The following is a 21,143-nucleotide window of genomic DNA, read 5'->3' as shown; positions in this document are numbered from 1 at the left end:
GCTCAGGGCGCAGCTTGTCTGTCCATCGTCGCGGCGGTTGCAGGCTTGAGGGTGTGATCGAGCCACATCACGACATCGGTCCAGGCGCGATAGGGGATGATCGCAATGTAGGCGGCGATCACCCAGGCGAGGTCGGGAAAGGCCTCGAGGAAGTCGGCGCCGGCGAACGCCTGACTGTCAGCGCGCAGGGCATCCCAGGTCTTCGCCTCGAAGATTTGGGACGAAAGACGTCCGACACCGCGCACCAGCCCAGGGGCGAAGAACCGATCAGCGGGAAGCTGAGGCTCCTCATGAACCTGATCGGCGTAGATCGGCCAGATGGACTGACATAAGTCCTTCTCGTCCCGACTCGCGAGCATCTGGAGGAGCGCCCGACCGAACCACACGCGGCCTTCGAAATTGTCGGCGAAGATGGCGCTATCGGCGACGTTGGGGACCTCGTTGCGCCAGGCCCAAACATCGGTGAAGTCGTAGTAAGGCCCGGGCAGCGGACGAAGACCGTCCGCCCCCTTTGACGCCGTGAGCAAACTCACAAGGATCGCCGCCAGTTGACGCGAAGGGGTGACGCCACCCCGTCGCTCATAGGCCCACCAGCGCACCAAGTACGCGGGGACCGCGCCAAATCCCCACAGCATCGGCTGTTCGACGGATTTGGCCACGAGCGTGTCGCGGTAGTCGGCCAACTCGGTCGGCGTCTCCTCGTCCCGGTTGAGCGAGAGGATCGCCGCACAAAGGGCCACCAGTCGCCCGCGCTCATGCATGACATCGACCTCGTCCAGCGTGAAGCCTTCGGCCCAGACTTGGTCGGCGGCGAACCCGGCGGCCTGGGCTTCGGCGAGGAGATCACGCGCATGTTCGAGCGCCACGCCCGCGTAGAGCCTGGCGACATCCAGACGACGCCTTGTGTCGCAGAAGCGCAGCGCGTGGACGACCGCCAGGAGGGTGATGACGAACATCGCGAAATGGTTCGACCTCGCCCGCCACGGTGCCTTGATGATCTCGGCGATCAGCAGAAGGGCGTTCAACCGGGCAGATCGCGCGGGCTGGGACAGATCTTCATCCGGCGGTGGCGCGGTCGCGAGGAGCACCTCACCGATCCTGAGCGGGTCGGGAAGGCCTCGCCCGTCCTCGGCCATCAGGTTGAGGACCGAGCGCGTCCCCTCGATCGAGGTCGGCCAGACCAGCCCTGCGACCTTCACGAACCTAGCCAACAAGTCGCCCCGGGTGATGATCTCGAACCGAGAGGCCGGGCAGGCGGGCGCCGCGGTGCGATCACCCGCACGGCCGAAGACCAGCTCGGCTTCCTCGTCCACTGTGCCGTTGGTGACGAACACTGCCACATGCGGCTCGCCATCCTTCCGATAGAGATTGGAGGGCGGCAGATCGATCAACTCGATCACCTGCGGCAGAAGCCCCTGCGCTTCGGTTTTGGTGACACGGCTCGCCGGGTTGCCCTTCAGCTGAAAACAGTGGAGCTCGCCGCTCGGGCTACGGGCGACTACATCCTTGCCCAGCTCGATCGGCGAGTGCCGTGTGTTGTGCAAAACCGACCAGCCTTCGGACACCAGCAGCTGGATGAAGGCCGGCTGGTACTGCCGCTCGCCTTGGCTATCCAGCCAGGACTCGACCAGCCTGTCGACGACGGAAATCATTTCGTTTTCGTTCCAGAATTTCAGCCAGCCTGGCCTGCCCCTCAGGGGACATGTCCTTGCCCGCGAACAGCTCCACCACGTGCTTCGGCGCTATGATCGTCGGCGGATTCCACGTCCCGTCCTCGTCGAAGGTGTGCTCCATCCTGTCGAGCGCGTCGAGGATCAGCCCCTCCGTCGCTGGCCCGCCCTTCGCATCGATCACCATGCCAGCCTCGCGGGTCGCCCGCTCCATCACCTTGTAGAACTGCTTGGTTGAGCCTTCCGCTATCTGGCGGGCGATATTCGCCAGATGCTCATCCACGACGTCCGGCGTGAACTCCGACAGTGGCGAGCCGCGCTTGACCCCGACCTCCCCGGAGACCCCTTCCAGCTCGGTGTGGCTGACCGTGTCGTCCGCCCGAGTGATCGAGTGTCCACTGCCTTCGAACTGGATGTTGTGTTTGATCATCCCAAACTGAGGAGCCAGCTCCCGCACCATCGCCTTGACGCACGCTTCGTTAGCTTCGGCTCGCAGCGCGATGATTTTCGGGAACGTCGGAAGCATCGGGACCTTGGGTCTGAGCGCGGGTGCCGCGGCGGAGAGGGCGTTTATTCAGGGTAGTTGCGCATGTCGGTGTACCCTGCCCACGCGCCCTTGACGAACGACGGCGACACCAAATTCAGCGGCGCGGTCTACAGGGCGGTTGCAAACGGCCACCTATGCGCGGCGTTCCACGAACCCGTCGTCAATCGCGGCCTCATCATTTGGGCATTGCGTGGCTAGGACGAGACAATTCGCCAGTGCGGCAATCATCGCGCGACGTTCTATTTTTCGCGATATCCTTCGCCTGGTTGTCCACTTCCGCCCCTCGCAATCTAAAAGAATGGAGCGAACGACCTCGAAGTCCGCAATGAATCAGGTGCTGCGCATACGGAGGTCGGGAACGCGCCAAAAGCGGACTTCTGCTGCTGGTCGAGGAACAGACTTTACGCGGTGCCAGACCGCCAGACATTACCCAGCCCCCAGCCCTCAGCCGCTGAGCGCGGGCCGGCGTGGGTCGGCCCCTAGGGCCTGGTGTGTCCGTTTCGACTGTCACGAAGTAGCTAGAGGTAGCTATAGTTGCAGCTATTAAGGGTTAGGTGTGGGGACAAGTGATGACCGACGACGTTTTTGATTTGAAGGTGATCGATCCAGAATCGTCCATCCTCTTTCTCGGATCTGGATTTAGCGTTGGGTCAACCAACATCGCCGGCGGCAATCCGCCGAATGGCCGCGGCTTGCGTCGCCATTTCATCGAAGCGCTCGAACTGCCGTCGGACAACGACTTCGACCTGCAAGTTCTAACCGAAGAATTTGCAGAGGACGACGCTCAGAAATTGCGTGACGAACTTTACAAGATCTTCCGAATTGCGTCGCTGACTGACGGTCAGATTTCTATTCTGAACCGATCTTGGCGACGCATCTACTCTACCAACTACGATGATGCGGTCGAGCTTCACCGCCTGAACAAAAAGGTTACACCCAACGCCTTTGACGTCTCGGAGCCGGTTCCTAATCGATTGCCTCAAGGCGCAGTCATACATCTCCACGGCAGCATCCGGCTGGTTACTCCCGAGAATGTGCGCGAAAGCCTCGTTCTTGGCGAAGCATCCTATGTGAATCAGTACGTTGTGCGCTCGCCATGGTACGACCAGTTCCAGCGCGACCTAGCGTTCGCAAGTGCGGTTTACATTATCGGCTACAGCCTCGCCGATTACCACATTGCCGGCCTCCTGATGGCCAACCCACAGATCGCTAACCGCACGGTCTTCATCCAAGGGCCAACGCCTGATCCGACCTTCGTTCGTCGCACGGCCCAATACGGCCGCTCGATGTTTATCGGGACCGATGGTTTCGCTGACGCCTTGTCTAAAACCGCAAATCCCCCAACCGCTGGTCTCGATAGTCTAAAGGCTTTTGGCTCACTCGGACCCACCCGCGATAAGCGCGCCAGCGCGCGGCCCACGGCTCCAGAGGTTTTCGACCTGCTCGTCTACGGGGACTTCGATGCTGCGAGGCTCGCTCGGTCTCTGCCCGGCGAGAGTTACGCGATTTCCAGGGCTGCGGCGGTTCAGAAGGCGGCGGAAATCATCGAAGCCAAGGCGGCGTTGGTAGTCGACGGTCGCCTGGGGAACGGCAAGTCCATTTTTCTGCATCTGTTAGCTGCCGAACTCACCGCACGAGGTTGGCGCTGCTTGGTCCTCCGCCCTGGCCATCCAGCGCTTCAGCGTGAAGTAGCCGCGCTTGCGACTGTCGAGCGACTGATAATTTTCGTCGAACAATACTCAGCAGCGCAGGACGCCCTGCGCGGCCTTCGGGAAGCGCTGCCCAAGGCTAAAATCGTTGTTGAGGTTCGGACAGGTACCTTCGAGGTACGTTTTCATGAGCTTGCCGAGTTGCTGCCAAAGCCATTTGACCGCGTCAGCTTGAACGGCTTATCGCAAGCGGATGTAAACTCCTTCCGCAAGCTATGCGTTAGTGCCGGGCTGCGAATGTCGACAGATCGACGGGTGTCTGACTTCCGGGACCTACTGCTCGATCTATTCAACAACAAGTCGATACAAGATCGTGTCCGTTCCGCATTGACACCGCTGTTCGCGAGCATCGCGACACGGCGAGTTCTCACGATGACGATGCTCATCGCGACCCACCAAGGAGCGGTCGGCTCAGCATTCCTGCGCTCGATCGTGGGGGAAGATCCGTTTACGGCCCTCAAACCTCTCGAAGATTTGTCTCACGAAATCTTCGAAACATCTGCTGACAGTTTCCGCGCCCGCTCGGCGGTCTTCTCGTCTTTCGTGATCAATGAGTTCATCGAACCCACGGAAATCGCGAATGCCGTCGTCGAAGTCACCCTCGCGGCTGCCAAGCGTCGTAATGAGCGACCCTATCGCATCTTGATGTCAAACATGATGGCCTATTCCAGCCTGCGACGGACCCTGCGCGGCAAGGGCAATCCCGATGCTACAATAATCAGCATTTATGAGCGCCTGCGGTACGATGAGCGGGTTAACGGCGAACCGCTCTTCTGGCTTCAATACGCAATCGCTATGGCTGAGGCGCCACGGCTTGACATGGCCGAAGAGTGTATCGGAACGGCCTATCGGAAGGCTGACGAACTTCCCGGGTTCCAGACGTATCAGATCGACACCCAAGCCTTCCGCATTGCGCTGCTGCGCGCACTAGATGAAAGGCCGGGACAGCCGATCGCAAACATTGCGACAATTCTCACGGGGCTTGAGCGGGTTGAAGCTATGTTGAGCGATGCGAGCCATCGTGCTTATGCGGTGCGGGTGTTGACGGGCGTTCAGCCCTTCATCGCCAAGCGGCGATTCGATCTGGCAGCGGGTGAGCGCACAGCGTTGCAGTTCTGGTTGCTTAGGACCGCACAATCGCTCGCCACTCTGCCAGACGATTTTAAAGCTTCGACTGGCTCTGAACAAATCCGAGCGCAGATCGAGGCTGCGGCGGCGAGCTTCGTCGGCTAGGCAAGCGTGATAGGTAATCACTTCCTCCCCCAAAGCCTCCAAGGTGTCGGCGGTATTTGGTGGGAGGCTGCTACAGCAGCGGCGCAACTTGGCAGCCTGCCATCCTGAGCGAGCCTCGTTAACATAGCCCCAAGGCGGCCTTTCCGAACCGCCGCTTCGAGTCATTTCGCGACATTCGGATCTGGCCCGAAGTCGGACTTTGGCCACACGCTGCCCGCAGCGGGCGTTCTCAACTTCCGCTAAGGGTGGGAAGCGGACATCCCCAGAGTGGCGTTTTTTTCGCTTTCGTCATCCTCCGGCAAGCCGCCTCTTGGCGGCGCAGACCGGGGGACCCAGCGGCGCCGAAGGCGATCTTCATTGCGAGCGCAGCGCGTGGGCTTTTCGCCCTACGGGCGCCGCTGGGTCCCCCGGTCTCGCTGCGCTCGCCGGAGGATGACGAAAGCGAAAGCGCGCTCCAGCGTCCGCAACGGGTCGAGAAGCGAAGTTCGCTTAAGGGAGGTTAGCGGTCGCTCCAAGATCCGGCTTGAACCGCCGTGATAAGGCTTCCAACGGTCAAACTGCGATAGGTTCGCTCGTCGCGCAATTCGCGAAACTCTCGAACGAGGTTCAGGCCGAAGTTATGTGCTACCTCGTTTGGCGCGTACTTTCTCAAGTCCATGAGGCTGAAGTCGGTGCCGAACGGCTCCCTAATTGCGTCGATGGCATCGCCCAGATCCTCACCGGCCAGACCCAGATCGTAATACAGTTCCGTTGTGTCGGTGATTGGGTCCGCGCACATGGTGATCCGCTTCAGCGCACTGAACACATGGTCGCGAATAGCATTTCCTGATCGATCAATGTCGTCGGCCATGTCTTCAGTGAACGCGAAAGGGCGAACGTCCGCAACGGGTCGATTTCGGCCCTGAGCTTCGACGCCGGAAGCGGACATTGGCTTTCAGGCCGGTAAACGGTCGCCGGCGAAGTCCGAAAAGGGTGGAAGGCGGACATAGCGCCTGAAAAACGAATTCCACGCCAAGCATGTTTCACTGGCATCAACCTTTACGGTTTGAGGCGGACGAGCGCACACTCATCTCCATGAATAAGTTCGTGATGGGGACTGTGGTGGATGACCCGGCCAAGACGGCTCGAATCCATGAAGAACTTCGTTTCCAGCCGGTACAGTTCGCACCCGTCATATCGAATGGCGCAGGGGATTTAGCTGAGTGGACGCATTTCGGGAGCGTGCTGCTGGGACTAGGTTTCAAAACGGGCGTGTCGGTGTCCATGGAAGGCTCGGCCGTCATGATTGGGCCGGGCCTCGCTTTGGCCGCCAAGCACGTTATCCAGCCACGGCTTGCGAGGATTTTGGCCTCTGAAGACGCCCCCTTTCTCGGGGCTGTCACTGAAGACGGATTGCAGCTTTGGCGCCTGCATCAGGTAGTCATGAACGACACCGATATCGTCATACTGCGGATCGACCTGGCATCGAAGTTTCCACCCGAGAGGTTGTTCCACACCGCTGCCCTCACAACACGCATTCCTAAGATTGGGGAACGTGTACAGATTGCGGGGTTTCGATCTGAGAAGGCTAGCGAAGCCGAAATATCCGGACAGGTTCGGGTGGGCGTGGGCGAAGTCACCGCCATTTATTCGACCGGCCGAGACAGAGTAATGCTCCCCCATCCCTGCATCGAGGTGAAATGCCTCACAGTCGGCGGCATGAGTGGCGGCCCGGCATTCGATGAAAGCGGTCACCTTCTGGGTGTCTTGGCATCGTCGATCGAACATGAGGACGGCCCCTCTTACGTGTCGTTGGCGTGGCCTGTGTTTGGCCATGACATCGAAAGCCTCTGGCCTCCCGGCGTGGTCGACTTGCCGACATCGATAATCAAGTTGGCAGGCCGAGGTCTCATCGGAATGCAACGCCCCGAAGCCTTCACCGTAATGGGCGGTGGCGCGTTTCAGTTGGCAGAGTGGTCCTAATCGAATTGGCTAGTTCTGGGTCAAGTGAGCGACTCCATATCCAGCCTGGCCGACAACCGAAGACCGGACCTACCAAATGTCCGCAACGGGTCGTGAGCCGAAGTTCGTTTATGGGTGGAAAGCCGACACGGACAATGCTCAGTTTAGGGATGGTCAATCCAACTCTTTCTTGCAGCCGGTCATCACTCAGGGCTGGGTGCACATTAGCCATGCTGGCCTTGTTGGGCTGTGCAGACGAGGGCGACGGCTTGCCCGGCCACTGGTTCCCCACGGAAATCAACGGTCAAGACGTCACCGGGTCTAGCGTGGAGCTTTGGCTCGACAACATTGAGACAACCGATCTCACGCCCACCACATACGAACTACGCCTTGGCTGCACGGATGCGGGTCGGTGGGATTCGAAACGGAAGCTGTTGGTCAGCGACGCTACGTACGCAGGCCGGGCACCGCAGGATCAATGCCAAGCTGCAGACGCGTCCCGTCTGGACGCCTTGCGTCGCATGACCCACGAAGGGGTCACGATTGGGGTGGATGCCGAGACCTACGAGGTCAGCTTTTCGACCGCATCAGGACAATCGGCCCGCTTCACCTACTTCCCTTCGCCCGTTGTCGACTGACCGTCTGTGGCTCTGCTCGCGCGCTGACGGACGCGCCGAAGGTCCGCAACGGGTCGACAGCAGACCTCGAGCCCAGACGAGCCCGAGGGTCAGCTTGCGAGGGAAGGTTGAAGCTAGGTCTTAGTCGGCTCAGCCCCACGGGCGAGATGCGCCTCACACGTCTCGCGCACGACGCCCTTCAGGAACTCGATCCGTCCTGCCAGCCAGTCCAGTTCTTCACGCGTGATCTTGTAGTGCCGCGAATAGCGCGCCTTCACATAGGCGGCGCGCAGGAGCTCGAAGGCCCGCCGCTCGAACTTTGTCGCGCCCGGCCAAACCGCGACGAGTTCAGGCGACAGAGGCTCCGTTAAACGTCTCAACGCGACGATCTTGTGCGACTTTGGTGCGTACAAGGTACGAACCAGCAACACCGCGCGGTACAAATTTTCGGTTGCCTGATGAAGATGGAAAGCCGCGAGGTTATTCCACCCGCGTTCCATATCCACTTCTGCATGCACGAAGAACTGCTCGGCTACCGTTAGCGCATCTGAATAGTGAGCCTCTGCTTCCCGCTGACCCTCTTCGGGCGCCAGCGGCGTCGGCTCCACGAACTCGACGCCCGGCGTGTCCAGCAGCACCACGCCGTCGCGCACGATGTCGATGAAGAAGTACCGTCCGCGCTCCAGTTGATGGTTCACGTCGTCCAGGCTGTGAACGATGACGCTGACGGGCGTGCGCAGGTTCTGTCCCGACACGGTCGCTGACAGCAGCCGCTGCTCGGCCTGACGCCAGAAGTCGCTGTCCGTCAGATCCTCATGATCGACCACGACCAGAAGATCGAAGTCGGAGAAGTAACGTCCAACCGGATCTTCCACCCAGTCGCCGCGCGCATAGCTGCCGAACAGGATGATCTTGAGGATACGGCCATTCTTCAGACGGTCGGCCTTGCGCGTCGAAACGGCCTCCGCAAACGAGGTCGTCAGAATCTCGACCGCGCGGTCGAGCTCCCTGCGTTTCGCTTCCGGTAGTGATTTGAGCGCCTTGGCCATGGCGAGAGTCTCCCCGATACGGCCACGCCATACAAGGGCGCAGCCAGATTGCCGGATGAAGTCGACCTCCGATCGCCACCCTGTTCGCCTTCATCGCCCTCGCCTTCCCTCCCTCTCGCCCCGATCAGGAGTCACGTTCGCGAGAGTCTCCGTGATGGCGTCGGAGCCGGTGAAACGCGCTGAAGCTCCCTGCACATTCCTGAAACGGGCCCGCTTCGTGATCAGCGCCGAGAGGCCTCATTGACCTCCCGTGAATCATGATCGCCGGATAGCGCCTCACAAAGGAGCGCCCGCAATGACCGGCCTTTACCTCGGAGAGACTGAAGACCTTCTGCTGACCCGCAAGGAGGCGTCCACCGAACTGCTGCGTATGGGCATCCGTCGCTCCCCGGCCACCCTGGCCAAGATCTTCAGCACCCGATCCGACGGCCCGCCCTGCATGCATCTGGGGCGCACGCCCTACTATCCGCGCCAGAGGCTGCATGACTGGGCCCGCAGCCAGTTGTCCGCCCTGCGCTCGTCCTCGAGCCAGCCGCGACGCGCCGGCGACTGGAGCGCGCCATGCCATGGAGCGGACGTCCATCCCTGACGGCGCCGCAGCTCGTCTCACAAGCCCAGACCCGGCCCGCCCCTTCCGATCCCCGGGATGATCTGCGCCAGGCCCCGCGCATCCATACCCAGCGTCGCCCGGGCGCCGACCGACGGCAGGGCCGCTCCGACCGCCATTCGCGCGTAGTGCTCCAGGCCCTGGGCGTCCTTCACCACGACGAAGGGCGAGACGCCGAGCTCATCGTGGAAACCCGCCTTCATCACCTGTCCGCTGACCCTGCCCTCCCTGAGGACCTCAGCGGTCTGGCCGGTCTCCAGCCGACGCTCACTGAGGGTGCGGATGATGTCCTTCGAGATCTGCAGCCGCCGCAGCTTTCCCTCCAGGTCCTCATCGAGTTTGAAACGTCGCCCCTGACGCTCGGCCAGGCCCAAGGCTTCCAGATGCGCCAGCCGGCCGCGCGTCAGCGCCGCCCAGGCGTTCCGGCCGCCCACGGCGTCGCCGACCATCCCCTCCCCGTCCATTGAGGCCAGCAGCCGCCGGTCAAAGCCGGTGAAGCCGTCCCTCTGGGTTTCGCGCCAGACGCGGCGCTCGGCGTCGATACGTGACAGGTCGCCCAGCCGCTCCTGCGCCGTCTCCTGGGCCCGCGCCCGAAAGCCGTAGGCGACATAGTCACGAGGAATGACCAGGTCGCGCCCATCCGCGCGCCTGCCCGGCATCAGGACATGGGCGTGAGGCTGGCCCGTGTCGTAATGGCAGACCGCCATCCACGGCAGCTCCGGCTCGCCCAGGTCGGCGCACACCCGACCCATGACGTCGCGCACATAGTCCTGCAGGTCAGCGATGCGGTCGCCATGTTCGGGCGAGACGATGAAGCGGAAGTGGTGGCGATGTTCGACCCAGCCTCTCGTCCGCTCAGCCGCATCCACCCCTTCGGCCTGCCGGTCGAAGAAGGTCCCCGCCTCCCCTTCGTGGCCGGCGCCCTCACGACCGAGATAGCGGATGTGGGCGGCGAGCGCCGCGCCTCGCGCCGCCCCCTTACCCATGTGACGCGACACCAGAGCCTTGACGATGACCCGCTGACGCACGTCCACACGGAAGGCGCTGCCTGATCGCCTGGCGGCCGTCTTCAGCGCCCCTGTCTTGCCGCCGTAGCTGAAGCGCATCGACGACGAGAGCCGCTTCAGCATGGAGGCGCGCACCGAGCCGTCCCGCTTCGGGTTCATCGCCAGTCGAACATGAAGGCCCTCCCCCTCCGCGCCGGACAGGGCGGACATGCGGTCTTCGATGGCGCTGCGGACGGTCATGACGACGCCTCCCAAGGGCGCGCGAGAACGTCGTCGACCGTCGCAAGTCGTTACAAGTCGCAGAACCGGTCGACGCGCTCGCTAGAGTGTGGAAACCAAAGGACAAAGCGAAGCGAACACACCCTCTTTTATCTTGCCCTCCTAATCCGTCACCCGGCCTGCTGTTTGCCCGTGATGGCTTTCGATGCCGGTCAGCAGCGCCCCCGCGCCCATGCCGGTGATCTCATCCGTTGACGCATCCGGTCCACGCCGACAGGTCTTCAACAGGACGAAGCCTGATGAAAGGGGAAGGCGTCAAAGCCCGGGCCAATACCGATTGGCGAATCTCAGGTGCCTGCGACGACTTCCAGTTGCGCCACGTGAGTTCGCCGCTATTTTCGCCAAGCGCAGTTCTGCGCTAGGGATTTGTCATGAAAGTTCAATATTTTGCCGCTGCGTTGATCGCGCTGGGCGTCAGCGGCTGCGTGTCGTCCGGCAGCGGCGACACCATCCTCGCCATGCCGAAGGAACAGGCCGCTCGCATGTCGGTCGGTCAGATCGTCCTGACCGCACGCCCCGACACCGTTTCAGCTGATTTCGATCAGGTCTTCGCAACGCAGATCCGCGAAGAGATGGACAAGTGCGCCAAGGGATCGACGCCGCTTCGCCTGGAGGTCCGCATCACCGAGTTCAAGCGCGCCAACCCGGCCATGACCTTCCTGGTCGGCGACTCCAATGTGATCAAGGGACAGGCCGTGCTCATCGATCCGGCGACCGGTCAGAAGATCGCCGACTTCGACATCGCCCGCTCGGTCGGCGGCGGCGGCCTGATCGCCGCGGCAGGCATGAGTCAGGCGGAAGAACAGATGACCGGCGCCTTCGGCCAGGAAATCTGCAAGCGCGCTTTCGGCGCCTGAGTCCCGGCGGGACGCGCGATCACGCGCGTCCCGCATTCTCCGATCAGCGCGTCAGGGCCGCGACGAAAGCGGGATCGCCCATCAGTTCCTCAAGCGCCTTGCCCAGGGCCAGGTCGAGGGTCTTGGCGGCGTTGCCGCCGTTCGCCAGTTGCACGCTACGCTCGGCTTGGCCGGCGATCGCCCGACGATAGACCTCGGCGCCCGACGCCGTGGTCACAGTCACGGTCAGGGCGACGTCAGCCTTGGACTTGCCGGCCAGCATGCCGGTCGAGAAGTCATTGTAGAAGGCGCCGATCTCGGCGTTGACCCGCGATCCGCTCTCACCGACCTGATAACCGCGCTGACGCAGTTCCGCAGTGATCGCGTCGCGCACGATCTCGGTGACTTCCGCCTGGGATCGGATCGCGGCCATTTCCATGCCGTAACCGTTGATCTGGGCCCCGATCCGCGCGCGGTTCTCGGTGCGGGCGTCGTTTGAGGCGACAGTCACGTGGATGCTCTGCGCGCCTGGCGTGGCGGTCGCCGCGCTGACGGTATAGGGCACCGGAACAATGTCCTCCGAGGTCGCGCAGGCGCCCAGACCCACGAGGCCGGCCAGGGCCAGGCCCGCGAAGAGGTTCGTTTTCATTCTGATTTCCCCCAAGGAAAAACGGGGACCGGACACACCGGATCCCCTTCGGTTCAGTCCGTCAGGACCTCGAGCTATCGCCGCGATGCGGCATTCCACAAATTCCGCCGCCGCGCTGCATCGGGTTCTTCGCCGCAGACTTCAGCCCCAGCCCTTTGTCCCGTCAGCCAGGCGATGCAGGCGTCCGCCGTCATCGCCTCCGCCGGGGTCAGGTCATAGGTCGGGACGTTGATGATGTTGACCCGCGACGGCTGACCGTTGAACGCCGCCGTATACTGGGTGATCGGCATGAAGCGACGGTTGGCCAGGGCTCTCGCCCGCCATTCAGCCGCCTTGTTCATATCCACGGAATAGCCATGCAGACCATGCTCCCAGATCAGGGCGAGGCCGAACTGCGCCTCGCCGTCGCCCGAGGCCGCCGCCGCCTCGAGTTCGGCCGGCTTGCTCGCCAGAGCCCGATCGAGAGGCGCCAGCCGCTCCGACAGGGAAGGCGTGGTCACGAGTGTCTGACAGGCCCCGAGGCCGACGGCGAGCACAAGGCCCGCCGCCGGGATCAGGCGACTAGTTGAGGGTCGCTTCAGGCGCTTCATAGGTCTTCACCACCCGCTGGCCGCCCTCGCCGACCGTATGGAACTTGAACGGCCTGCCGTTGAAGACGCTCAGGGACAGATCGGCGAGAATCTCGTCCTGGGCCCCGAAGGGCGCCACGAGTTCGATCAGCCATGGCCGGTCGCCGCCCTTCCATTCGTCGGCCCGCAGCTTGTGCGCCCCAGCTTCCAGCCTCTGCTCGGTTTCTTCCGACACCATGGCCCAGAAGGCCACGGCGGCCGGCGCATTCGGACCGTAGAAGGTACGAAACTGTTCCAGCAGGATGGCCGGCATGGCGAACCATTCCAGGTCGCCGATGAACAACTGCTTGTGCACCGGCGACTGCGACATCAGCCAGACGATCTCGCCCAGCATCTGCGAGACCGTCTTGGGCGCCTGGGCCTGGGCGGCGGGAGAAGTCGTATCCGTCATTACATTCGTCTCACTCATGAATTCACGCGGGCATACGCGCCAGCGCCGCGAAGCGCGAGCCCGAAGCCCCCAGCATCTGCGACGTCGCCTCGGCCTCGATCTCGCCCGACCGCTTCCACACGGCGGCCGAAGCCCCCTTGTCGCGCCCGAACGCGGCCAGGGCCTGGGTCAGCTTCTGATGCTGGGACAACTGTTCCACACCCGCCGAGGCGGGCAGGCCTTCCGTGATCGGGTCCAGGGCGGCCAGGAATGAACCGCCGTCGCTGAAGCGCGCCACGCCCTCGCCCTGAAGCCACCAGGACCGCCCGGACTCGGTCGAGGCCAGACCGAATTCCGCCGGCGCCCAGAGATCTTCGGAACCGGTGCTGATCAGGTCCGTCGCGGCGGCCAGGGCGGGATCGAGATCGCCCGCGCTCGTCTGACGCGCCTGACCGGGCAGCGGCTGATCTAGGTCGGAGCTATGACCCGAGCCGCCCATGACGCGCGAACCGATCGGACCGACCTCGCCGCCGTCCGCTGGCACGGCAGGCTCACCCACACCGTCGTCGATATCCGGCCGCCCGAAAGCCGAGCCGTAGGCGCCTCTGCCCGCCTGTCCGAAGAAGGCTTCCAGTGACGCGCGGACGCTCGGATCGGTGACGTTGGCGCCCCTGCCGTCGTCACCGTCCCCGAACAGGACATCCCGCCAGCGCGCCTCGTCCTCGGCGTAGAGGTCGTCGTGATCGCTGAAGTCCGCGACCGGCGGCGTGGCGATCGCCCCCGCTGCCCCCTCCACTGTTCCGTGGTCGCCCAGGTCAGCGTCCAGGACTTCACGCAGCAGCAGAGCGTCCCGCATCCACGCCTCCTTCGTCCGCAGGCTGCGTCCGGCGTCCAGCACCGTGCGGGCGGCCGCCGCAACCACGGGGTTGTCAAGCAGACGCCCCAGTTCGCCCTCCACCGAACGGTCCTCGCCCCAGATGGCCTTCACCTGATCCACGCTGAGGCCGTATTCGCTCAGGAGCTTGCGGGCCAGTTGGACATCGTAGGCCGTGCCTGTTTCCCCCGAGGCCCATGTGAAGGACAGGGTGTTGTGCACGAAGCTGTCGCGGGTGTTGGCCGCCGTATTGCCGGTCGCCTTGCCCGCGAGGTTGATCTCGGTGATCCCGACCTCTTCCAGGGTGCGAAGCTCGCTCTCGGTGGATCGGCCGTTCTGGTTGCGGTCCACCCAGATCTTCAGCTGGCCCCACCCATCGTCGAGGGCGTTCAGCTTGCCGTCCCCGTTGGTGTCCCAGGCCTGAAGGCCCTCGAGGTCGGTTTTCGCCCCCTCCTTGTCCTGGACGAAGGAGATTTCCGACAACTGGTTGATCTGGCCGTCGCCGTTGCGGTCGACCGCCAGGATGCCGTCGGTCGGTCCCACCCATGAGGTGCGGGCCAGTTCACCCGACGACAGTCGCGAAACCACCATCGAATGATCGACCCCGGTCAGTTCCAGGCCGTCGCCCTCAAGGTCGAAGACGATGGGCAGGACGCCGCCGTTGTAGGTGTTCTGAACGGTCCAGTTGATGTCCAGCTTGCGCAGGTCGATCCAGGTCCCGCCGGCGTTGATGAACTCCACCGTGTTGAAGGAAGCGCCGCCGCCGTAAACGTCCTGCCACTTCACGCCGCCGCCCACAACGCGGACATAGTCCGTGACCTGGTGCGCTTCGAGGTTGGGATTGGCCGCCTCGGCGATGCCGATATAGAGGTCGTTGCCGACCACCTTGTAGATGACGTCATCGGCCGCGACGTTGGGCCCGAACACCAGGACATCGTCGCCCCCGGTGTCGTTGATCGTGTCCCGGCCCGAGCCCCGCTCGAAGGCGAACTGGTCGTCCCCGGTCGAGGTGAAGCTCGTATCATTACCGGCGCCGCCGATGATGATGTCGCCCCATTCGCTCCATTGGCCGACCTGCATGCCGTGGATCGTATCATTGCCGCCGAAACCGACGAGGAAGTCGCCCAGAGTCCGGATTCCGCTCAGCGTATCCGCCGCGGCCGTGCCGCCGCGATAGATCTCGAACTGGGAAACATCCAGCTGTCCGGACCCGTTCATGTCGATGACCTTGAGCTTGTTGTCATCGGCCGAGGCCAGCTTGCCGTCCTTCACATTGGGAAGGTTGCCGTTCACGCGCACGGAGTCCGTCGCGCTGTAGTGGATCGTCATATGGCCAGTGGGCCCCGCCACAACCGTGAAGGTCAACTGGTTGAAACCGATCCCGTCGCCAAACGACACGACGTTCGAGCCGACGTTGGTTTCGGTGATGGTGTCCACGCCATCGCCCAGGTTGAAATAGTAGGTATCCGAGCCGCCGCCGCCGTTCAGCGTATCATTGCCCTTGCCGGCGGTGATGAACTCGTCCGCCCCTGTCAGGGAGATGGTGTCCGCCCCGGTCGTGCCGATGACGTGTTCAACACCCGCCAGACTATGCTCGCCCGTCGTCCCGTCCGCCGCGCGCCAACTCGCGATGCCACCGGCGATCTGCAGGCCCAGGCGCGTGCCGGTCACGGTCTCATAGTGACCGCCATTCTCGACCCAGACCCAGCGCTTCTCCCAATCGTCCCATTCTTCATAGCCGTCATCCACCCACTGCTGGTAGGTCGAGACGCCAGTCGCGAAACCGCTGGAATAATCGACCGTATCGACGCCCTCGCCGCCGACGTAGGTGTCAGCGCCCCTGGTCGCAACGATCCAGTCGTCGCCTGCTCCGCCGTCGATGCGATTGCCCCCGTTGTCGCCTTTCAACTCGTCGGCGAAACGAGAGCCAGTCAGATTCTCTATCCCCGCGATCTTGTCGCCGGTCGCATGCCCGCCAAAGGCCTCACCGCCGGTGAGGTCGATATACACACCGGCGTTTGAGCCTTGATAGGAAGCGGTATCGATCCCGCCTTCACCGTTGATGTCATCCGCACCGGCGCCGCCCTCGATCAGGTCATCGCCGTTGAAGCCCCACAAGAGATCGTCGCCGTCTCCGCCTTTGAGCACATCCGCATAAGCGCCGCCGCGGATTTCATCGGCAAACGCGCTCCCCGTCACACCCCAGATGTTCTGACGCGTATAGTTATACTGGAACGATCCATCCAGCGCCCGATCGGCCGTATTGCTACGCAGCCAGATGTAGACGCCGCGATCCGCTCTTTCGAACGACATGGTGTTGGATCCTGCCCCACCATCCATGATGTCGCCGTGGCCATTGCCTTCGATGATAAAGGTGTCGTTGCCCGCTCCGCCATTGAGCGTATCGGCGCCAAGTCCTCCGACCAGGATGTCGTCGCCGTCCTCGCCGTTCAGGATATCATTGCCGTCGCCGCCAGACAGGTAGTCGTCATCGGCGCCTCCGAACAACTGGTCGGCGCCCGCCCCGCCGAGGAGCACGTCATTCCCGGCGCCGCCATAGAGGATGTCGTTTCCGCCCTTGCCGTCCAGCCAGTCCCAGCCGGCCATGCCGCTGAGCGTGTCGCCTGCGCTGCCGCCCACAACGATGTCGTCCCCGCCGGAGACGGTGACGGTGACCTCTTCCTGGTACTCGTAGCCGTACTGGTCGTAGCGCGTTTCCCAATGGGTCTCGACGCTCATGTCACTCCAGATGACCGGAGCCGTCGAGGCGGTGAAGTCCAGGAAATCGTTCCCCGACGTATTGCCAACCGTCTGCTTGACGTAACCAATCTTCGAGAGGTCATCGATGCGAATAGCGTTGCCGCCCTGGCTCCAATCCAGAGCAGGCCCGCCCGCGACCTTCACCGTAGGCTGGGCGAAGAAGGCGTAGGGGTTCGCTTCTCCTGTAGCGCGCATCCTGAAGCTGAGGCGCACATAGGCGGCGTTCGCCGGGGCGGTAAAGGTGGCGCTCAACTTGCTGAGCTTGGTCAAATCACCGTTCGCTCCGCCTCCCTCCAGCGCCGTACCGCTGAGCGATGAATAGTCAAGATGCTGACGGTTTACGTCCAGGAACTGGACATAGGCCTGCCCAAGACTGCGATGCTGCGCAGCCATGACGCTGAAATCATAGACGACACCGCCCTTGATTTGGATCATCGCCGAGGTGCTGTCAGCATAGGCGCCGCTGACGGTCGCGCCGCTGGCATGGAGGTAATAGGTCGGAGTGTCGGCGCTGCCCCAGACACCACTCAGATTAACACCGCGGCTGACGCTCGCCAGTTGATAAGAGTTCACGCCCCATCCGACCAGGCCTTGCTCCCAGCCAGGATTATGCAACATGTTCCCGACCGGCGCATCGAAGGCTTGGGGCAATAGGGAAAAGACACCCGCTTCAGCCTTGGCGCTGTCGACCGACAAGGTGAGCCCGCCAAGCACATCCGTGACCTGGATGTTCTCCATGTAGGCGCTGTAGCTTTCCAGACCCATGCTGGTCAGGAAACCCTGCAAGCCGCCACAGAAGTCCGACTTGCTCCATTGGTCCAGCTTCAGCTCATTGATGCGTTGAAGCGTAATGATCCAAGGATTGGCGATGGCCTGATCTTCGAGGGCTGAGACGATCTTGTCGATCTTGGCCTTGTTGGCGTTATAGAGGCTCAGTTCACTCGACGTCAGGGCGCTCACACCCTTGGTGTGCGCCTTGTCGATCACCGCCTTGTTCGACGCGTAGTAGGTCTTCTCCGCCTCGGTCAGACTTTTATAGGCGCCCGTGATGTAGCCGTTAATCAGCTCGCGGTTGTTGGCGTAGAAGCGATAGTCCTCGGCAATCTGCAGATCACCCAGCAGCGCCGTCAGATCGGTCGCCTTCGAGTTGGCCAGCGCCCGCTTGGCGAAGATGTCGCCGCCGATGACCTGTGTGCCCTGCAGCGACCACATCACCCCCTTGGACACGGCGTCGTCGGCCGAGCCGACGTTCTGCTGCGTCGAGGTGGGGCTGCCCAGCTTGACCCATAGTTGGCCGCCCGTGTGACCGTAGAAGCTCTGCAGGCCGGCCTCCATCGCCAGATACTTGCCGTTCCGCCACAGGCCAATGCCCCAACTGGTCGCCTCATAGGGCATGTCGCCCGCCAGCACGGTCAGGAAGCCGTTCAGCGTATCCCGCGCCGTCTCCGCCATGTTGCGGACCAGATCCAGATTGCCGCCATTGGCCGCCGACGAGGCGCCGAGCTGGAACTTGTCGCTGGTGTAGTCGAGGTAGATCTCCGCGTTGGCCGTAGGAATCTTGGGCTTCTTGCGGCCGAACAGGTTGCCGATCAACGCGCCGAGGACGAAGCCAACGAAGGCACCAATGCCGGGCACGATGAGGTTGCCGAGCATCGAAGCGAGTTTGCTGGTGCCGAAAACGGCAGTCCCGATATGCGCAACGGCAATGTACGCTCCGGCAGCGGATCCGATCGAAGACAGTAGTGCTCCAGCCTGCGTCGTCGGGCTAACGACCATTGATCCAAGTTTGGCGCCGAGGAATGAGCCAAGAGCGTTCAATCCGAGATTGCCGACACCGCCCTTTTCGAACAGCTCCGCCGACCCAAAACCCTTGAACATGTCAGCAGCGCTTGCATTTGCCGCCGAGAGATTACCGACGACCTTTCCGATAACAGTCGATCCGACGTTATTGAAAACCTCTGCGCCAAACCCCTTTAGCCCGAGCATTTGCCCGAGTTCAGCTGCCAACATAGAGCTTATCGCACCCTGACCAGCCCCCTTCATTTTATCCCACACGCCGGAAGAGAAACTTCCAGATGCAGCAATCTCAACCTTATTTACGGCATCTATATTGACACCAAAAATTCTAGACAAGCTGAGAGCCATCCTCTCGCCAATTTCCCCCAATACGGAACTATAGACGACCCCTGCTATGGCATTGTTTCCACCTAGGTAACCTCCTAGAGAAGAACCAATAGTGGCCCCTAGCTGAGCGCTAAATCGGCTTGCAATTGCCAGTCGATCCGATTCCGATCCCGCAGAGCCACCCTTAGAGCGCCCCGTTAGCGGATCATAATCTGCCAAGACTTGTCCCGACTGATTCTTGACGACAGTGTCCCAACCAACCACAGCCCCCGCCGGATCTGCGGTCACTGTCGTGGTAGCAGTATGTGTAACCGGTCCGACCGATGTCTGCCGCGTCGTAACTGAGCTTAAGTAATTAACGTGTCCACTCGCTGAGGTGTCGATTGTCACCGTTCCTGTAATGGAAACAGATCCAGGGCGAGTAGAAGTTACACTTCCAAGCGTTGCCCCTGATTGATCGAAAAAGTTTGCTGTAACAGTAGATGTAGGACCACCTTCACCCCACACCACAGGACCTACCGTAATGTACGCACGTGCTATTTTTCTTCCCACATTCAATTGGCCTATGCTTGCAGTTAATGCTGCCACTACACGGCCAAAATCAACTTTCCTCTCATCCACTTCACTAATGACAAAATCGCCAACAACAGTAAAAAGTTGAGAAATTTCAGCTATACCATTTGATACCGTATACTTGACAGCAGGTAGCGCTGCCGCAATCGGCAAACGGCCAAGCATAACAGCAAATCCAGAAGCATTAATATCTAGCGTATCATCAGTCCAATAAACGAGCCTATCCGACTTAATTCCAAGGTATTCACCGAAAGAAAGCCGCCCCTCAATCCCTATAAAACTCGCCATTCTGTTCATTTCGCCAAAGAACGAATGGGCCACCACAGTGTTATCTATAAGATAACCTTCTCCATGAACATCAATTACGGTTTTATCATAAACCTTTGCAATCTCAGATTCATTAAGCAACCCCCCCTTCAAAGCGGTAGCTTTAGCGTAGTTTTCAGCTTGGACAGCCGCAAACCTTGACTTAAGCGCGACCACTTGAGACGGTGATAATGAGTTAAGCTGACCAAATTGGTCAAACATGCCCCCGATAAAAGCTCCAGTGGCACCACTACCAGTAGCAGAATCATAAGAAAGAGCAGCGTATTCATCCCCCATAACTTCGGCTAAATACCTCCAAGTAGATGATGCCTCGCCCCGAGCCAAAACCGACTGAAGACCTGATATGGTCGAGCTGTTTACGTGCTCATTGCCTATTCTCGATCTAGCCGTTACCGTTGGTTTACTCCAAGCCAACTGATATACGTGCCTAATCATGCCCTTCATTGCGTACCATTGAAGCGCAGTAACACTAAGCTGGCTTCCAGGCAGGACCGGAACCCCAGTTGGTCGAATTGGCTTTTTCTGTGTCATTTATTATTCCGCCAATCAGCGACAATCAATGGAAGGTAGGCGAATGAAGTGACCAGGCGCTCAAGAGCAGCCCGGCAGCCTTGGTCTAGGCTATCGCTGCCGTAAAAACCATACTTTATACCAGACGACGCCTGACCGGAACCTCCAAAGCAGCTCACGATCTGTCGACCATTGGGCGTGACAGCAGTATTTATATTACAACTGAGTTGAAATGGTGCGTCATTTACCTTCCAGATTGCACGCAAATTGATCATATACTTATCGCTGCTGGGAGCTGGGGCCTGATCATCGACGCACTCCCGTGTATCAATCCAGATTTCCGCGGCTGGAAGGTCCTGGATGCCGACGGTTGAACGCGTCCACCCCGCATCAGGCTCGGGGACGCTAGAATGCCCCGGCGCCGAGAAGCCGACTGATGCAGTTACTACTTTCGATCTGATGCCGGCATTCGGCGCTGTGTCCGCGCCCTTGAGTTCGAGCCAAGCCTGGAAATGGGCCGACGAAGTGCCTCGCCCCACCTCCGCCAAACGAACATAAGGGGCGCGGGGGATTGCATACTGGTCGTTGCCGACTTTAACGATCTGGGCCACATCCAACTTTGTTGAATTTTGCAACTCGTGAATCTCGCGCCCGGTCAATACACCGGCGCCAGTTTCATAGTATCGTGATGGAGTTTGCGCCTCACAGCCTGAAACAAAAACTAGGACTGCCATAGCGCCATAATTACAAATCGCTGAAAGAGAACGAATCAACTAAATCTCTCCCCTGATCAAATTCATCATCATCTTACTCGAACTAAAACGATATCCAG

General features: G+C 61.2%; 15 protein-coding genes. 5 read left to right on the top strand and 10 right to left on the bottom strand.

Features of this window, described 5'->3' with window-relative positions; all coding sequences use genetic code 11:
• Positions 1-2: 2 nt before the first annotated feature.
• Together ACZ5XO_RS02770 and ACZ5XO_RS02765 are read right to left on the bottom strand one after the other, a co-directional pair.
• Positions 3-1,652: a hypothetical protein gene (locus tag ACZ5XO_RS02770; protein WP_464163804.1), complete on the bottom strand. Its 1,650-nt coding sequence runs from the start codon at positions 1,650-1,652 to the stop codon at positions 3-5.
• The gene (locus tag ACZ5XO_RS02765; protein WP_464163803.1) at positions 1,609-2,196 is read right to left on the bottom strand and encodes a hypothetical protein; all 588 of its coding nucleotides are present in this window, start codon (positions 2,194-2,196) and stop codon (positions 1,609-1,611) included. Before ACZ5XO_RS02765 ends, ACZ5XO_RS02770 begins: the two co-directional genes overlap by 44 nt.
• 590 nt (positions 2,197-2,786) lie before the next feature.
• Here ACZ5XO_RS02765 and ACZ5XO_RS02760 point away from each other — a divergent pair.
• The gene (locus tag ACZ5XO_RS02760; protein WP_464163802.1) at positions 2,787-5,159 is read left to right on the top strand and encodes an SIR2 family protein; all 2,373 of its coding nucleotides are present in this window, start codon (positions 2,787-2,789) and stop codon (positions 5,157-5,159) included.
• Positions 5,160-5,658: 499 nt separating this feature from the next.
• Here the strand turns inward: ACZ5XO_RS02760 and ACZ5XO_RS02755 are convergent, their stop codons facing one another.
• Positions 5,659-6,009 carry a DUF1493 family protein gene (locus tag ACZ5XO_RS02755; protein WP_464163801.1) on the bottom strand — a complete coding sequence of 117 codons (351 nt, stop codon included), beginning with the start codon at positions 6,007-6,009 and terminating at the stop codon, positions 5,659-5,661.
• A 224-nt stretch (positions 6,010-6,233) separates the two neighbouring features.
• Between ACZ5XO_RS02755 and ACZ5XO_RS02750 the strand changes: the two genes are divergently transcribed.
• Together ACZ5XO_RS02750 and ACZ5XO_RS02745 are read left to right on the top strand one after the other, a co-directional pair.
• The gene (locus ACZ5XO_RS02750) at positions 6,234-7,121 is read left to right on the top strand and encodes a S1 family peptidase (RefSeq protein WP_464163800.1); all 888 of its coding nucleotides are present in this window, start codon (positions 6,234-6,236) and stop codon (positions 7,119-7,121) included.
• Between the two features lie 209 nt (positions 7,122-7,330).
• Positions 7,331-7,738, top strand: a complete 408-nt coding sequence (locus tag ACZ5XO_RS02745; RefSeq protein WP_464163799.1) for a hypothetical protein — start codon at positions 7,331-7,333, stop codon at positions 7,736-7,738.
• 113 nt (positions 7,739-7,851) lie between these two features.
• Here ACZ5XO_RS02745 and ACZ5XO_RS02740 read toward each other — a convergent pair whose 3' ends face one another.
• Entirely contained in the window at positions 7,852-8,766 is a 915-nt protein-coding gene (locus ACZ5XO_RS02740) for a HEPN domain-containing protein (RefSeq protein WP_464163798.1), read from the bottom strand.
• Positions 8,767-9,061: 295 nt separating this feature from the next.
• Between ACZ5XO_RS02740 and ACZ5XO_RS02735 the strand changes: the two genes are divergently transcribed.
• Positions 9,062-9,355 (top strand): hypothetical protein, encoded by a 294-nt coding sequence (locus ACZ5XO_RS02735; protein ID WP_464163797.1) that lies wholly within the window; start codon positions 9,062-9,064, stop codon positions 9,353-9,355.
• A 17-nt stretch (positions 9,356-9,372) separates the two neighbouring features.
• On the opposite strand, the gene ACZ5XO_RS02730 is transcribed toward ACZ5XO_RS02735, so the two are convergent.
• On the bottom strand, positions 9,373-10,620 hold the full coding sequence (locus tag ACZ5XO_RS02730; protein WP_464163796.1) for a DUF3363 domain-containing protein: 1,248 nt from the start codon (positions 10,618-10,620) through the stop codon (positions 9,373-9,375).
• Between the two features lie 410 nt (positions 10,621-11,030).
• Between ACZ5XO_RS02730 and ACZ5XO_RS02725 the strand changes: the two genes are divergently transcribed.
• Positions 11,031-11,516, top strand: coding sequence for a hypothetical protein (locus tag ACZ5XO_RS02725; RefSeq protein WP_464163795.1), 486 nt, complete (start codon positions 11,031-11,033; stop codon positions 11,514-11,516).
• A 43-nt stretch (positions 11,517-11,559) separates the two neighbouring features.
• Here ACZ5XO_RS02725 and ACZ5XO_RS02720 read toward each other — a convergent pair whose 3' ends face one another.
• From ACZ5XO_RS02720 to ACZ5XO_RS02700, 5 genes are all read right to left on the bottom strand, one after another.
• A complete protein-coding gene (locus ACZ5XO_RS02720; protein WP_464163794.1) occupies positions 11,560-12,144 on the bottom strand; it encodes a YajG family lipoprotein in 585 nt (194 codons plus the stop codon).
• Positions 12,145-12,218: 74 nt separating this feature from the next.
• The gene (locus ACZ5XO_RS02715; RefSeq protein ID WP_464163793.1) at positions 12,219-12,644 is read right to left on the bottom strand and encodes a hypothetical protein; all 426 of its coding nucleotides are present in this window, start codon (positions 12,642-12,644) and stop codon (positions 12,219-12,221) included.
• Positions 12,645-12,705: 61 nt separating this feature from the next.
• Positions 12,706-13,164 (bottom strand): toxin-activating lysine-acyltransferase, encoded by a 459-nt coding sequence (locus tag ACZ5XO_RS02710; RefSeq protein WP_464163792.1) that lies wholly within the window; start codon positions 13,162-13,164, stop codon positions 12,706-12,708.
• Between the two features lie 22 nt (positions 13,165-13,186).
• Positions 13,187-18,922 carry a hypothetical protein gene (locus ACZ5XO_RS02705; protein WP_464163791.1) on the bottom strand — a complete coding sequence of 1,912 codons (5,736 nt, stop codon included), beginning with the start codon at positions 18,920-18,922 and terminating at the stop codon, positions 13,187-13,189.
• A 1,406-nt stretch (positions 18,923-20,328) separates the two neighbouring features.
• Positions 20,329-21,084 (bottom strand): hypothetical protein, encoded by a 756-nt coding sequence (locus ACZ5XO_RS02700; RefSeq protein WP_464163790.1) that lies wholly within the window; start codon positions 21,082-21,084, stop codon positions 20,329-20,331.
• Positions 21,085-21,143: the final 59 nt, after the last annotated feature.

Source organism: Brevundimonas sp. T2-11, assembly GCF_055397675.1.
Note: the sequence above shows the minus strand (reverse complement) of the source record. Positions and strands in the feature narration are given on the sequence as shown.

Bases quoted from the DNA above. Each gene is read 5' to 3' on its own strand.
- ACZ5XO_RS02725 (WP_464163795.1), top strand. From the start codon at position 11,031: ATGAAAGTTCAATATTTTGCCGCTGCGTTGATCGCGCTGGGCGTCAGC.
- ACZ5XO_RS02765 (WP_464163803.1), bottom strand. From the start codon at position 2,196: ATGCTTCCGACGTTCCCGAAAATCATCGCGCTGCGAGCCGAAGCTAAC.
- ACZ5XO_RS02710 (WP_464163792.1), bottom strand. From the start codon at position 13,164: ATGACGGATACGACTTCTCCCGCCGCCCAGGCCCAGGCGCCCAAGACG.
- ACZ5XO_RS02705 (WP_464163791.1), bottom strand. From the start codon at position 18,922: ATGGCTCTCAGCTTGTCTAGAATTTTTGGTGTCAATATAGATGCCGTA.
- ACZ5XO_RS02750 (WP_464163800.1), top strand. From the start codon at position 6,234: ATGAATAAGTTCGTGATGGGGACTGTGGTGGATGACCCGGCCAAGACG.
- ACZ5XO_RS02770 (WP_464163804.1), bottom strand. From the start codon at position 1,652: ATGATTTCCGTCGTCGACAGGCTGGTCGAGTCCTGGCTGGATAGCCAA.
- ACZ5XO_RS02745 (WP_464163799.1), top strand. From the start codon at position 7,331: ATGCTGGCCTTGTTGGGCTGTGCAGACGAGGGCGACGGCTTGCCCGGC.
- ACZ5XO_RS02755 (WP_464163801.1), bottom strand. From the start codon at position 6,009: ATGGCCGACGACATTGATCGATCAGGAAATGCTATTCGCGACCATGTG.
- ACZ5XO_RS02720 (WP_464163794.1), bottom strand. From the start codon at position 12,144: ATGAAAACGAACCTCTTCGCGGGCCTGGCCCTGGCCGGCCTCGTGGGT.
- ACZ5XO_RS02735 (WP_464163797.1), top strand. From the start codon at position 9,062: ATGACCGGCCTTTACCTCGGAGAGACTGAAGACCTTCTGCTGACCCGC.
- ACZ5XO_RS02730 (WP_464163796.1), bottom strand. From the start codon at position 10,620: ATGACCGTCCGCAGCGCCATCGAAGACCGCATGTCCGCCCTGTCCGGC.
- ACZ5XO_RS02760 (WP_464163802.1), top strand. From the start codon at position 2,787: ATGACCGACGACGTTTTTGATTTGAAGGTGATCGATCCAGAATCGTCC.
- ACZ5XO_RS02740 (WP_464163798.1), bottom strand. From the start codon at position 8,766: ATGGCCAAGGCGCTCAAATCACTACCGGAAGCGAAACGCAGGGAGCTC.